This is a genomic window from Roseateles sp., assembly GCF_039929605.1.
Classification (GTDB): Bacteria; Pseudomonadota; Gammaproteobacteria; order Burkholderiales; family Burkholderiaceae_C; genus Pelomonas.
Window position 1 is genome coordinate 1 of the sequence record NZ_JBDSQX010000013.1, and the last position, 11,959, is coordinate 11,959.

Below are 11,959 nucleotides of genomic sequence, written 5' to 3' on the forward strand. Positions count from 1 at the left end.
ATCATCAAGAAGGCGCTGGAAAGCGCCATCGCCAACGCCGAGCACAACGACGGCGCTGATATTGATGAGCTCAAGGTCACCACGATCTATGTGGAGCAAGGTGCCACGCTGAAGCGTTTCTCTGCCCGTGCCAAAGGCCGCGGCAACCGCATCAGCAAGCCCACGTGCCACATCTTCGTGTCGGTCGGCAACTGAAGGCTGAAAGAAGACTATGGGACAAAAAATCCATCCGGTTGGCTTCCGCCTTCCTGTCACCCGTAACTGGGCTTCGCGCTGGTACGCGAACAACCAGAACTTCGCCACGATGCTGGCCGAAGATCTGCGCGTTCGTGAGTACCTGAAGGCCAAGCTCAAGAATGCCGCCGTCTCGCGCATCCTGATCGAGCGCCCCGCCAAGAACGCCCGCATCACGATTTACTCGGCTCGTCCGGGCGTCGTGATCGGCAAGAAGGGTGAGGACATCGAAGCGCTGAAGGCTGAACTGACCAAGCGTCTGGGCGTGCCCGTCGCCGTCAACATCGAAGAAGTGCGCAAGCCTGAAGTCGATGCTCAGCTGATCGCTGATTCGATCACCCAGCAGCTCGAGAAGCGCATCATGTTCCGCCGCGCCATGAAGCGTGCGATGCAGAACGCGATGCGTCTGGGCGCCCAGGGCATCAAGATCATGTCGGCCGGTCGTCTGAACGGCATCGAAATCGCTCGCACCGAGTGGTATCGCGAAGGTCGTGTGCCCCTGCACACCCTGAAGGCCGACATCGACTACGGCTTCTCTGAAGCCAAGACCACCTACGGCGTCATCGGCGTCAAGGTCTGGGTCTACCGCGGTGACCGTCTCGCCAATGGCGATGCGCCGGTCATCAACACCCCCGCAGGCGCCGAAGACGATCGCCGCCCGCGCCGTAACGCCCGTCCGGGCGCTCCTGGTGGCCGTGGCCGCCCGGGTAGCGACCGTGGCCCGCGTGACGGAGCAGATCAGCCCGCTGCCGCCGCCCCCACGGGTGACGCAGCCAAGCCCGCCGCCAAGCGCGTGGTCCGCAAGGTCCCCGCAGCCGGTGGTGAGGCCAAAGGAGAATAAATATGCTGCAACCCTCTCGTCGTAAGTACCGCAAAGAGCAGAAGGGCCGCAACACGGGTGTTGCGACTCGTGGCGCTGCGGTGTCTTTCGGTGATTTCGGCCTGAAGGCCACCGAGCGTGGCCGCTTGACGGCGCGCCAGATCGAAGCGGCTCGCCGTGCGATCTCGCGCCACATCAAGCGTGGCGGTCGGATCTTCATCCGCATCTTCCCGGACAAGCCCATCTCGCAGAAGCCTGCCGAAGTCCGCATGGGCAACGGCAAGGGCAACCCGGAGTACTACGTCGCTGAAATTCAGCCCGGCAAGGTGCTCTACGAGATCAACGGCGTGCCGGAACTGCTGGCTCGCGAAGCGTTCACGCTGGCTGCAGCCAAGCTGCCGCTGCGTTGCACCTTCGTGGCCCGCCAGGTCGGTACCTGAGGAAGACACCATGAAAGCAACTGAACTCCGCGCCAAGGACGTCGCTGCCCTCGAAAAGGAAGTGACCGATCTGCTGAAGGCCCACTTCGGCCTGCGCATGCGAAAGGCCACCCAGCAGCTGACCAACCACAGCGAACTGGGCAACACCCGCCGCGACATCGCGCGTGCCAAGACCATCCTGGCGCAGAAGAAGAAGGAGGCCACGAAATGACTGAGGCCCAAGTCCAAGTTACTGAAGTGACGAAGAACACCCGCACCCTCGTCGGTCGCGTGGTCAGCGACAAGCGCTCCAAGACGGTCACCGTCCTGGTCGAGCGTCGCGCCAAGCACGAGCTCTACGGCAAGATCGTGGCCCGTTCCCGCAAGTACCACGCCCATGACGAAAAGGGCGAGTACAAGAACGGCGACGTGGTCGAGATCAGCGAAGGCCGTCCGATCTCCAAGACCAAGAGCTGGGTCGTGACCCGCCTGGTCGCGAAGGCCGAGATCGTCTAAAGACGCCGGTCGCATGACCGCTGCACAACCGGCGCGCTGGGTAACTGGCGCGCCGGTTTTTCATTTTCAGAACACTCAATCAGGAGCGACACCATGATCAAGGTTGGCGACAAACTGCCCGCAGGCAGCCTGCAGGAATTCATCGAAGTCGAGGGCGAAGGCTGCACGCTCGGCCCCAACAGCTTCGACATCGAGAAGGCCACGGCCGGCAAGACCGTCGCCATCTTCGCGCTGCCCGGCGCCTACACGCCGACTTGCTCGGCCAAGCATGTGCCTGGCTACGTCGAGTCCGCCGAGGCGCTGAAGGCCGCTGGCGTGGACGAGATCTGGTGCGTGTCGGTCAACGACGCCTTCGTGATGGGCGCCTGGGGGCGCGACCAGAAGACCGGTGGCAAGGTGCGCATGATGGCCGATGGCAGCGCTCTGTTCGCCCAGGCTGCCGGCCTGACGCTGGACCTAACCGCCAAGGGCATGGGCGTGCGCTCGCAGCGATATTCGATGCTCGTCAAGGATGGTGTCGTCAAGACGCTCAATGTCGAGGGGCCAGGCAAGTTCGAAGTCAGCGACGCGGCGACGATGCTGACCCAGGCCGAGGCAGCCTGAAGCTGAGTCACAGAAAATCTTGCGTGAAGGCATTGACGGGCGCGAGTTCCTCGATGCATAATGCAAAGCTTCGCCGAACGCCAGTGCTACCCGCTACGCAGGTGCCCTAAGCTGGCTTCGGATCCGCCCTCAACCGTTGGGCAGCAAGTGGCGTGAGCCGCCAAGCTGACTGACTTACGGGCCCAAGACTGACCGACGCGCAACCCCCGAAAGGGCGCTGCAACTCGGGGCAAGTTGGGGACAGACATGATCCAAATGCAATCGCGGCTTGATGTCGCGGACAACACTGGTGCGAAGTCCGTTCAGTGCATCAAGGTGCTGGGCGGCTCCAAGCGCCGTTACGCGCACATTGGCGACATCATCAAGGTCAGCATCAAAGAAGCTGCTCCGCGTGGTCGCGTGAAAAAGGGCGAGGTCTATAGCGCCGTGGTGGTTCGTACCGCCAAGGGCGTTCGCCGCCAGGACGGCTCGCTCGTCAAGTTCGACGGCAATGCCGCCGTGCTGCTCAATGCCAAGCTGGAGCCGATCGGCACCCGCATCTTCGGCCCGGTGACGCGTGAACTGCGTACTGAGCGCTTCATGAAGATCGTGTCGCTGGCGCCCGAGGTGCTTTGAGCCCCCACTGTCTGAGGTAAGCCATGAACAAGATTCGTACAGGCGACCAGGTCATTGTGTTGACCGGTCGCGACAAGGGTAAGCGCGGCACGGTGTCCGCACGCACCGACGTCGACCACGTTCTGATTGACGGTATCAACGTCGTCAAGAAGCACGTCAAGCCCAATCCCATGAAGGGCACCACCGGCGGCGTTGTCGACAAGACCATGCCCATCCATCAATCCAACGTGGCGATCTTCAACGCTGCTTCCGGCAAGGCTGATCGTGTGGGCGTCAAGCTCGTCGACGGCAAGCGGGTGCGCGTGTTCAAGTCGACCGGCGCAGAGATCAAGGTTTAAGAGGTCCGACATGGCTCGTCTTCAAACGCATTACCGCGAAACCATCGTGCCCGGCCTGGTCGAAAAGTTCGGCTACAAGTCGGTCATGGAGGTGCCACGCATCACCAAGATCACGCTCAACATGGGTGTGAGCGAGGCCGTCGCCGACAAGAAGGTCATGGACCACGCTGTGGGCGACCTGACCAAGATCGCCGGCCAGAAGCCTGTTGTCACGAAGTCGAAGAAGGCAATTGCCGGCTTCAAAATCCGTGACGCGGTTCCCATCGGCGCGATGGTGACTCTGCGCGGCGTCCAGATGTATGAGTTCCTGGATCGTTTCGTGACGATCGCATTGCCGCGTGTTCGTGACTTCCGGGGTATCTCGGGCCGCTCGTTCGACGGCCGTGGTAACTACAACATCGGCGTCAAAGAACAGATCATCTTCCCCGAGATCGAATACGACAAGGTGGATGCTCTGCGTGGTCTGAACATCAGCATCACGACTTCCGCCAAGACGGACGACGAAGCCAAGGCTCTCCTGGCTGCGTTCAAGTTCCCGTTCAAGAACTGAGGTGATCTGTGGCTAAAACTTCCATCAAGCAACGTGAACTGAAGCGCGAAGCACTCGTCGCCAAGTTCGCGAAGAAGTACGCAGAGCTGAAGGCCATCATCGACGACAGCAAGAAGTCGGATGAAGAGCGTTATGCCGCTCGCCTGGAACTGCAAAAGTTCCCCCGCAACGCTTACCCCACTCGCCTGCGCAACCGCTGCGAGCTGACGGGTCGCCCGCGCGGCACCTTCCGCAAGTTCGGCCTGGGCCGTAACAAGATCCGTGAGCTGGCGTTCAAGGGCGACATCCCTGGTGTCGTCAAGGCCAGCTGGTAATCGGCTCGATTAGGAGAAATCGCAATGAGCATGAGTGATCCTATCGCCGATATGCTGACCCGGATTCGCAACGCACAAATCGTTGAGAAGCCCAGTGTCGTCATGCCGTCGTCGAAGCTGAAGGTCGCTATCGCCAAGGTCCTGAAGGACGAAGGCTATATCGATGAATTCGCCGTCCGCGGCGAGGCAACTCGCCCCGAGTTGGAAATTTCGCTGAAGTACTACGCTGGCCGTCCGGTCATCGAACGTATCGAGCGCGTGAGCCGTCCCGGCCTGCGCATCTACAAGGGCCGCCACGACATTCCCCAGGTCATGAATGGCCTGGGTGTCGCGATCGTCACCACCCCGCAAGGTGTGATGACGGACCGCAAGGCCCGCGCTGCCGGTATCGGTGGCGAAGTGCTCTGCTACGTCGCCTAAGCGAGAAAGAGAGACAAGCAATGTCCCGCGTAGGAAAAATGCCGGTCACCGTCCCGCAAGGCGTCGATGTGACCGTGTCCGCTGAGTCGATCAGCGTCAAGGGTTCGCTCGGCACGCTGGTGCGCCAAGCCAACAAGCTCGTCACCGTCAAGAATGAGGCTGGCAAGCTGAGCTTCGTTCCCGCCAACGAATCGACGGAAGCCGATGCGATGAGCGGCACGTTCCGAGCGTTGGTGGCCAACATGGTCAACGGCGTCAGCAAGGGCTTCGAGAAGAAGCTGAACCTGGTCGGCGTGGGTTTCCGCGCTCAGGCCCAGGGTCAGAAGCTCAACCTGCAGATCGGTTTCTCTCACCCCGTGGTGAAGGACATGCCGGCTGGTATCAAGGTCGAGTGCCCGACGCAGACCGAAATCATCATCAAGGGCGCTGACCGCCAGGTGGTCGGCCAGATCGCCGCCGAGGTGCGTGCCTTCCGTCCGCCCGAGCCCTACAAGGGCAAGGGCATCCGTTACTCGGACGAGAAGGTCTCCCTCAAAGAGACCAAGAAGAAGTAAGGAGCAGCGCCATGATGACCAAAAAAGAACAACGCCTGCGTCGTTCGCGCCAGACCCGCGTTCGCATTGCGATCCAGCGCGTGGCCCGTTTGACGGTGTTCCGCTCCAACCTGCATATCTACGCCCAAGTCGTTTCGGACGACGGCGGCCAGGTGTTGGCTGCAGCTTCGACGGCCGAGAAGTCGGTCCGCGAACAGCTGGGCAGCAACGGCGGGAACGTCGCCGCTGCCACTCTTGTGGGCAAGCTGATCGCCGAGAAGGCCAAGGCTGCCGGCGTCGAGAAGGTCGCGTTCGACCGCTCGGGTTTCGCCTACCACGGCCGTGTCAAGGCCCTGGCCGAAGCAGCCCGCGAAGCCGGTCTGCAGTTCTGACGCATCAAGGAATACGAAATGGCAAAATTTCAACCCCGCGGCGCGCAGGCTGAAGCCAACGACGACGGCCTGAAGGAAAAGATGATCGCGGTCAACCGCGTCACCAAGGTCGTCAAGGGTGGTCGTACGCTGTCCTTCGCTGCTTTGACCGTGGTCGGCGACGGTGATGGCCGCATCGGCATGGGCAAGGGCAAGGCCAAGGAAGTGCCGGTTGCGGTGCAGAAGGCCATGGAGTCGGCTCGCCGCAACATGGTCAAGGTCAGCCTGAAGAACGGCACCATCCACCACAACGTGGTGGGTGAGCACGGCGCGGCTCACGTCATCATGGCGCCGGCACCTGCCGGTACCGGCGTGATCGCTGGCGGCCCGATGCGTGCTGTCTTCGAAGTGATGGGCGTGACCGACATCGTGACCAAGAGCCACGGTTCGACCAACCCGTACAACATGGTCCGCGCGACGCTGGACGCTCTGAAGCGTTCCACCACGCCGGCCTCGGTCGCGGCCAAGCGCGGCAAGACGGTTGAAGAAATCTTCAACTGATCGCCACAGCGGAGCACAAGATGTCTGACAAAAAAACCGTGACGGTCAAGCTGGTGCGTAGCCCCATCGGCTGCCGCGCCTCGCACCGTGCCACCGTGGTCGGCCTGGGTCTGCGTCGGCTGAACAGCCAAAGCACCCTTGAAGACACGCCCGCAGTGCGCGGCATGATCAACAAGATCGCCTATCTGGTGCAGGTGCTTTAAGCACGGCACACAAGAGGACAAGACGATGGAACTCAACACGATCAAGCCCGCAGAGGGCTCCAAGCATGCCAAGCGCCGTGTCGGCCGTGGCATTGGCTCGGGCATCGGCAAGACCGCAGGTCGCGGCCACAAAGGCCAGAAGTCCCGCGCTGGTGGCTACCACAAGGTCGGCTTCGAAGGCGGCCAGATGCCGCTGCAGCGTCGCCTGCCCAAGCGTGGCTTCAAGTCGCTCACGCTGAAGTACAGCGTCGAGATCAACCTGTCCGACCTACAAGGTCTGGCTGGCGAAGAGATCGACGTGTCGACGCTGAAGGCTGTCGGCCTGGTGCCTCACCTGGCCAAGTCGGTCAAGGTCATTCTGTCCGGCGCCATTGAGCGCAAGGTCACGCTGAAGGGCGTGAACGTCACGAAGGGCGCCAAGGCGGCCATCGAGGCGGCGGGCGGTTCGGTCGCCTAGTCAAGGGAACTGATCCAGCGTGGCAACCAACGCGAATCAGCTGGCCAAGAGCGGCAAGTTCGGCGACCTGCGTCGTCGGCTTGTCTTCCTGCTGCTGGCCATGGTCGTCTACCGCATCGGGGCGCATATCCCCGTGCCCGGTATCGATCCTGTCCAGCTGCAGCAGTTCTTCAAAGGCCAGGCCGGTGGCATCCTGAGCTTGTTCAACATGTTCTCGGGCGGGGCGCTTTCGCGCTTCACCGTGTTCGCGTTGGGCATCACGCCGTACATCTCGGCTTCCATCGTGCTGCAGTTGATGACCTATGTGGTCCCGACGCTGGAGCAGCTGAAGAAGGAAGGCGAGGCGGGCCGTCGCAAGATCACTCAGTACACACGCTATGCCACGCTTGGTCTTGCGCTGTTCCAGAGTCTCTCCATTGCCCTGGCACTTGAAGGTTCCGCTGGCTTGGTGTTGAGCCCCGGTTTCGGTTTCCGCCTGACGGCGGTGTCCAGCTTGGTGGCCGGCACGATGTTCCTGATGTGGCTGGGTGAGCAGATCACGGAGCGCGGGCTTGGTAACGGCATCTCGATCCTGATCTTTGCCGGTATCGCGGCGGGCTTGCCTGGCGCCGTTGGTGGGCTGTTCGAGCTGGTGCGTACGGGTGCAATGGGCTACGGTTCGGCGTTTATCGTGATTGGCTTGATCGTCGCGGTGACGTACGCCGTCGTCTATGTCGAGCGCGGTCAGCGCAAGATCCTGGTGAATTATGCCAAGCGCCAGGTCGGCAACAAGGTCTATGGCGGCCAGTCGTCGCACCTGCCGCTGAAGCTCAATATGTCGGGCGTGATCCCGCAGATCTTCGCTTCGTCCATCATCCTGCTGCCGACCACGGTGGTGAGTTGGTTTGCGACGGGTGACGGCCTTCGCTGGCTGAAGGATTTGGCAGGCATGGTGGCGCCGGGCCAGCCGATCTATGTGCTGTTGTATGCCACGGCCATCATCTTCTTCTGCTTCTTCTATACGGCGCTGGTCTTCAACAGCCGTGAGACGGCGGACAACCTGAAGAAGAGTGGCGCGTTCATTCCGGGCATTCGTCCGGGTGAGCAGACCGCCAGGCACATCGACAAGATCCTGTCGCGACTGACACTGGCTGGTGCGATCTACATCACGCTGGTCTGTCTGTTGCCTGAGTTCCTGACGCTGAAGTACAACGTTCCGTTCTACTTCGGGGGCACTTCCCTGTTGATCATCGTGGTCGTCACGATGGACTTTTGGGCACAAGTGCAAAGCTACATCATGAGTCAGCAGTACGAGTCACTGCTGAAGAAGGCCAGCTTCAAGCCCAATTGAGGGCCAAGCTGTGCACGGTTAAGTCGTGCTCGCATCGTGTTCCGGGCGAAGTGAGCTGTTTGAACCCCCGGGAAAGCGTGTGAGCGCAAAAGAAGTTAGGCCAAGGAGCACACCATGAAAGTTTCGGCATCCGTAAAGCAGATGTGCCGCAATTGCAAGATCATCCGCCGCAAGGGTGTGGTGCGTGTGATCTGCACCGACCCGCGCCACAAGCAGCGCCAAGGCTGAGCCTCGGCTCGCACGACAGGACTAGAGGACAACCATGGCACGTATTGCTGGTATCAACATTCCGCCGCAAAAGCACACTGAGATCGGCCTGACCTCGATCTACGGCATTGGCCGTACGACCGCTCAGCAGATCTGCAACAACTGCGGCATTCCGTTCGACAAGAAGGTCAAGGACCTGAACGACGGCGATCTCGAAAAGATCCGCGACGAGGTCAACAAGTTGACCATCGAAGGCGATCTGCGCCGCGAGCAGTCCATCAACATCAAGCGCCTGATGGATCTCGGTTGCTACCGCGGTTTCCGTCACCGCCGTGGCCTGCCGATGCGCGGTCAACGCACCCGTACGAATGCCCGCACCCGCAAGGGTCCGCGCAAGTCGGCTGCGACCGGCAAGAAGTAAGCTGCCCGAACTGAAAGAAGGTCAATATGGCAAAGGCTCCTAATAACGCGGCGGCACAGCGGGTTCGCAAGAAGGTCCGCAAGAACGTTGCTGACGGCATTGCGCACGTCCACGCGTCGTTCAACAACACGATCATCACCATCACCGACCGTCAAGGCGGCGCCCTCTCCTGGGCTTCGTCGGGTGGTCAAGGCTTCAAGGGCTCGCGCAAGTCGACCCCCTTTGCAGCTCAGGTGGCGGCTGAAGTGGCTGGCCGCGCTGCTCAAGAGCAGGGCATCAAGAACCTCGACGTCAAGATCAAGGGCCCCGGCCCCGGTCGCGAGTCATCGGTGCGCGCCCTGGCTGCCCTCGGCATCCGCATCAACTCGATCTCTGACGTGACGCCAGTGCCGCACAACGGCTGCCGTCCGCAGAAGCGTCGTCGCATCTAATTCCTGCAACTGAACTCGTTCACCCTCAGGTGACAGAGATATTGCAGAAGCGGATGACAGTGCGATAATCGCGCGTTTTCCCGGAGCCGGCGGGCACTTTAGTGCTGCGCCGGCTTCAGTCTTGAGTTGACCTCATTGCGGGGTTGCTCATAAGCCCACCGTCCAAGCCCATAAAAACACCGGCTGGACTCGCGCAGGAACCCGTCATAGAAGCGACGGCACCCTGCGTCAGATTGAACAAGGACACGCAAAGTGGCACGTTACCTCGGCCCCAAGGGCAAACTTTCCCGCCGTGAAGGCACCGACCTCTACCTGAAGAGCGCCCGCCGCGCCATCAGCGACAAGGTCAAGTTCGACAGCAAGCCCGGCCAGCATGGCCGCACTTCTGGCCAGCGCACGTCCGACTTCGGTCTGCAACTGCGTGAAAAGCAGAAGGTCAAGCGCATGTACGGCGTGCTGGAGCGTCAGTTCCGCCGCTACTTCGCCGAGGCCGAGCGCCGCAAGGGCTCGACCGGCGTGAACCTGCTGCAACTGCTGGAATCGCGCCTGGACAACGTCGTTTACCGCATGGGCTTCGGCTCTACCCGCGCAGAAGCCCGTCAGCTGGTTTCGCACAAGGGTGTCACGGTGAATGGCGAAGTGGTCAACATCGCTTCCTACATGGTCAAGGCGGGTGACGCTGTCGCCGTGCGTGACAAGGCCAAGAAGCAGCTGCGTGTGACTGAGTCGTTCAAGCTCGCTGATTCCATCGGCCTGCCGGCTTGGGTCACGGTCGACGGCACGAAGCTGGAAGGCGTCTTCAAGAAGGCTCCTGACCGCGACGAGTTCGGCGCCGAGATCAACGAATCGCTGATCGTCGAGTTGTACTCGCGTTAATGTTTTCCCCCGCCGGCCGCGCCTCGAAAAAGGGCGCGGCCGGCGTTTCCTCGTCCGGGCGCCTCTGCCCTTCGAAGGCTCTGCCCGGCTGGTCCTCAGCCTTATCGGTGTAACGAACCGAGGGTATTGAAAGAAAGACCTCATGCAAACCAATTTGCTCAAACCCAAATCCATCAACGTGGAGCCCCTGGGCGGTCATCGCGCCAAGGTCACGCTGGAGCCGTTCGAACGCGGCTACGGTCACACCCTGGGCAACGCCCTGCGCCGTGTGCTGCTCTCGTCGATGGTGGGTTATGCGCCGACTGAAGTGACGATTGCCGGCGTGCTCCACGAGTACTCGGCTATCGACGGCGTGCAAGAGGACGTGGTTCACATCATGTTGAACCTCAAGGGCGTCGTCTTCCGCTTGCACAACCGTGAAGAAGTGACCCTCGTCCTGCGCAAGGAAGGCGAAGGCCCCGTCACCGCAGCTGACATCCAGACGCCGCACGACGTCGAGATCATCAATCCCGAGCACGTCATTGCCCACCTGTCGCAAGGCGGCAAGCTGGACATGCAGATCAAGGTCGAGAAGGGCCGTGGCTACGTGCCTGGCACGATGCGCCGCTTCGGCGACGAGCCGACCAAGAGCATCGGCCGCATCGTCCTCGACGCATCGTTCGCGCCCGTCAAGCGTGTCAGCTACGCCGTCGAAAACGCTCGCGTCGAGCAGCGTACCGACCTGGACAAGCTGGTCATGGAAATCGAAACCAACGGCGCCATCTCGCCCGAGGAAGCGATCCGTGCTTCGGCCAAGATCCTGGTTGAGCAGCTTGCCGTGTTCGCGCAACTGCAAGGCACCGACCTGGTCGACGCCTTCGATGCGCCGGCCCAGCGCTCCAGCAGCTTCGATCCGATCCTGCTGCGTCCGGTCGACGAGCTCGAACTGACGGTGCGTTCGGCCAACTGCCTCAAGGCCGAAAACATCTACTACATCGGCGACCTGATCCAGCGCACCGAGACCGAGCTGCTGAAGACCCCGAATCTGGGTCGCAAGTCGCTCAACGAAATCAAGGAAGTGCTGGCTTCGCGCGGCCTGACTCTGGGCGCCCGCCTGGAAAACTGGCCGCCGCAAGGCCTGGACAAGCGTTAATCCGCTTCGCTCCAACACAAAAATGAGACGGCCTGAAAGCCGTCATCGGATGACAAACGCGATGAAGTTCAAACTTTGCGCGTTTGATCGTGCACCCGGCAGTACCTGACACGGCTGCTGGTATCAACAAAGTGAAAAAGGAATAGCACCATGCGTCACCGTAACGGCCTCCGTAAACTCAACCGCACCAGCTCCCATCGCCTGGCGATGCTGCGCAATATGTGCGTCTCGCTGCTGCAGCACGAAGCCATCAAGACCACGGTCCCCAAGGCCAAGGAACTGCGCCGCGTTGTTGAGCCCCTCATCACGCTCGCCAAGGTTCCCACGCTGGCCAACCGCCGCCTGGCGTTTGACCGCCTGCGCGACCGCGACATCGTCAGCAAGCTCTTCAACGAACTGGGCCCGCGCTTCGCCGCTCGTCCGGGCGGCTACACCCGCATCCTGAAGATGGGCTTCCGCGTTGGCGATAACGCGCCGATGGCCTTCGTTGAACTGGTGGATCGCGCCGAAGGCGAGACCGCTGGCGAAACCGTCGAATAAGTTCAGCCCACGCTGATCTGGCAAGCCCGCTTCGAGCGGGCTTTTTCACGCCCGTGTTTTCCGACAAG

General features: G+C 61.4%; 23 protein-coding genes. All 23 read left to right on the forward strand.

Annotated elements, in window-relative coordinates; genetic code table 11:
* Positions 1–195 (forward strand): 50S ribosomal protein L22 (gene rplV, locus ABIS05_RS01820; protein ID WP_348010308.1); only part of this gene is annotated, 195 nt, incomplete at its 5' end.
* 16 nt (positions 196–211) lie between these two features.
* Complete coding sequence (rpsC, locus tag ABIS05_RS01825) at positions 212–1,075, forward strand: 30S ribosomal protein S3 (RefSeq protein WP_348010309.1); 864 nt, start codon at positions 212–214, stop codon at positions 1,073–1,075.
* A gap of 2 nt (positions 1,076–1,077) precedes the next feature.
* Positions 1,078–1,494, forward strand: a complete 417-nt coding sequence (rplP, locus tag ABIS05_RS01830) for a 50S ribosomal protein L16 (protein ID WP_348010310.1) — start codon at positions 1,078–1,080, stop codon at positions 1,492–1,494.
* 10 nt (positions 1,495–1,504) lie between these two features.
* Positions 1,505–1,705 (forward strand): 50S ribosomal protein L29, encoded by a 201-nt coding sequence (gene rpmC / locus ABIS05_RS01835; protein WP_348010311.1) that lies wholly within the window; start codon positions 1,505–1,507, stop codon positions 1,703–1,705.
* A complete protein-coding gene (rpsQ, locus tag ABIS05_RS01840; protein ID WP_348010312.1) occupies positions 1,702–1,989 on the forward strand; it encodes a 30S ribosomal protein S17 in 288 nt (95 codons plus the stop codon). Before rpmC ends, rpsQ begins: the two co-directional genes overlap by 4 nt.
* A 93-nt stretch (positions 1,990–2,082) precedes the next feature.
* Complete coding sequence (locus tag ABIS05_RS01845; RefSeq protein WP_348010313.1) at positions 2,083–2,592, forward strand: peroxiredoxin; 510 nt, start codon at positions 2,083–2,085, stop codon at positions 2,590–2,592.
* A 246-nt stretch (positions 2,593–2,838) separates the two neighbouring features.
* On the forward strand, positions 2,839–3,207 hold the full coding sequence (gene rplN, locus ABIS05_RS01850) for a 50S ribosomal protein L14 (RefSeq protein WP_056194233.1): 369 nt from the start codon (positions 2,839–2,841) through the stop codon (positions 3,205–3,207).
* A gap of 23 nt (positions 3,208–3,230) precedes the next feature.
* The gene (rplX, locus tag ABIS05_RS01855; RefSeq protein ID WP_348010314.1) at positions 3,231–3,545 is read left to right on the forward strand and encodes a 50S ribosomal protein L24; all 315 of its coding nucleotides are present in this window, start codon (positions 3,231–3,233) and stop codon (positions 3,543–3,545) included.
* 10 nt (positions 3,546–3,555) lie between these two features.
* Positions 3,556–4,095 carry a 50S ribosomal protein L5 gene (rplE, locus tag ABIS05_RS01860; RefSeq protein WP_348010315.1) on the forward strand — a complete coding sequence of 180 codons (540 nt, stop codon included), beginning with the start codon at positions 3,556–3,558 and terminating at the stop codon, positions 4,093–4,095.
* Positions 4,096–4,103: 8 nt separating this feature from the next.
* Positions 4,104–4,409, forward strand: coding sequence for a 30S ribosomal protein S14 (gene rpsN, locus ABIS05_RS01865; RefSeq protein WP_348010316.1), 306 nt, complete (start codon positions 4,104–4,106; stop codon positions 4,407–4,409).
* A 24-nt stretch (positions 4,410–4,433) separates the two neighbouring features.
* Positions 4,434–4,829, forward strand: a complete 396-nt coding sequence (rpsH, locus tag ABIS05_RS01870; protein ID WP_348010317.1) for a 30S ribosomal protein S8 — start codon at positions 4,434–4,436, stop codon at positions 4,827–4,829.
* 20 nt (positions 4,830–4,849) lie between these two features.
* A complete protein-coding gene (gene rplF / locus ABIS05_RS01875; RefSeq protein ID WP_348010318.1) occupies positions 4,850–5,383 on the forward strand; it encodes a 50S ribosomal protein L6 in 534 nt (177 codons plus the stop codon).
* Between the two features lie 11 nt (positions 5,384–5,394).
* Entirely contained in the window at positions 5,395–5,754 is a 360-nt protein-coding gene (gene rplR / locus ABIS05_RS01880; RefSeq protein ID WP_348010319.1) for a 50S ribosomal protein L18, read from the forward strand.
* An 18-nt stretch (positions 5,755–5,772) separates the two neighbouring features.
* Positions 5,773–6,294, forward strand: coding sequence for a 30S ribosomal protein S5 (gene rpsE / locus ABIS05_RS01885; RefSeq protein WP_348010320.1), 522 nt, complete (start codon positions 5,773–5,775; stop codon positions 6,292–6,294).
* Positions 6,295–6,314: 20 nt separating this feature from the next.
* Positions 6,315–6,497: a 50S ribosomal protein L30 gene (gene rpmD, locus ABIS05_RS01890; protein WP_056194210.1), complete on the forward strand. Its 183-nt coding sequence runs from the start codon at positions 6,315–6,317 to the stop codon at positions 6,495–6,497.
* 25 nt (positions 6,498–6,522) lie between these two features.
* Complete coding sequence (rplO, locus tag ABIS05_RS01895; RefSeq protein WP_348010321.1) at positions 6,523–6,954, forward strand: 50S ribosomal protein L15; 432 nt, start codon at positions 6,523–6,525, stop codon at positions 6,952–6,954.
* A gap of 19 nt (positions 6,955–6,973) precedes the next feature.
* Positions 6,974–8,284 carry a preprotein translocase subunit SecY gene (secY, locus tag ABIS05_RS01900; protein WP_348010322.1) on the forward strand — a complete coding sequence of 437 codons (1,311 nt, stop codon included), beginning with the start codon at positions 6,974–6,976 and terminating at the stop codon, positions 8,282–8,284.
* Between the two features lie 114 nt (positions 8,285–8,398).
* Positions 8,399–8,512 carry a 50S ribosomal protein L36 gene (gene rpmJ / locus ABIS05_RS01905; RefSeq protein WP_056194202.1) on the forward strand — a complete coding sequence of 38 codons (114 nt, stop codon included), beginning with the start codon at positions 8,399–8,401 and terminating at the stop codon, positions 8,510–8,512.
* A 34-nt stretch (positions 8,513–8,546) separates the two neighbouring features.
* Positions 8,547–8,912 (forward strand): 30S ribosomal protein S13, encoded by a 366-nt coding sequence (gene rpsM, locus ABIS05_RS01910; protein WP_348010323.1) that lies wholly within the window; start codon positions 8,547–8,549, stop codon positions 8,910–8,912.
* Between the two features lie 26 nt (positions 8,913–8,938).
* Positions 8,939–9,343, forward strand: coding sequence for a 30S ribosomal protein S11 (gene rpsK, locus ABIS05_RS01915; protein WP_348010324.1), 405 nt, complete (start codon positions 8,939–8,941; stop codon positions 9,341–9,343).
* Between the two features lie 252 nt (positions 9,344–9,595).
* Complete coding sequence (gene rpsD / locus ABIS05_RS01920) at positions 9,596–10,219, forward strand: 30S ribosomal protein S4 (protein WP_348010325.1); 624 nt, start codon at positions 9,596–9,598, stop codon at positions 10,217–10,219.
* A 142-nt stretch (positions 10,220–10,361) separates the two neighbouring features.
* A complete protein-coding gene (locus tag ABIS05_RS01925; RefSeq protein WP_348010326.1) occupies positions 10,362–11,351 on the forward strand; it encodes a DNA-directed RNA polymerase subunit alpha in 990 nt (329 codons plus the stop codon).
* Between the two features lie 150 nt (positions 11,352–11,501).
* Positions 11,502–11,891 (forward strand): 50S ribosomal protein L17, encoded by a 390-nt coding sequence (gene rplQ / locus ABIS05_RS01930; RefSeq protein WP_348010327.1) that lies wholly within the window; start codon positions 11,502–11,504, stop codon positions 11,889–11,891.
* The last annotated feature ends 68 nt before the right edge of the window (positions 11,892–11,959 follow it).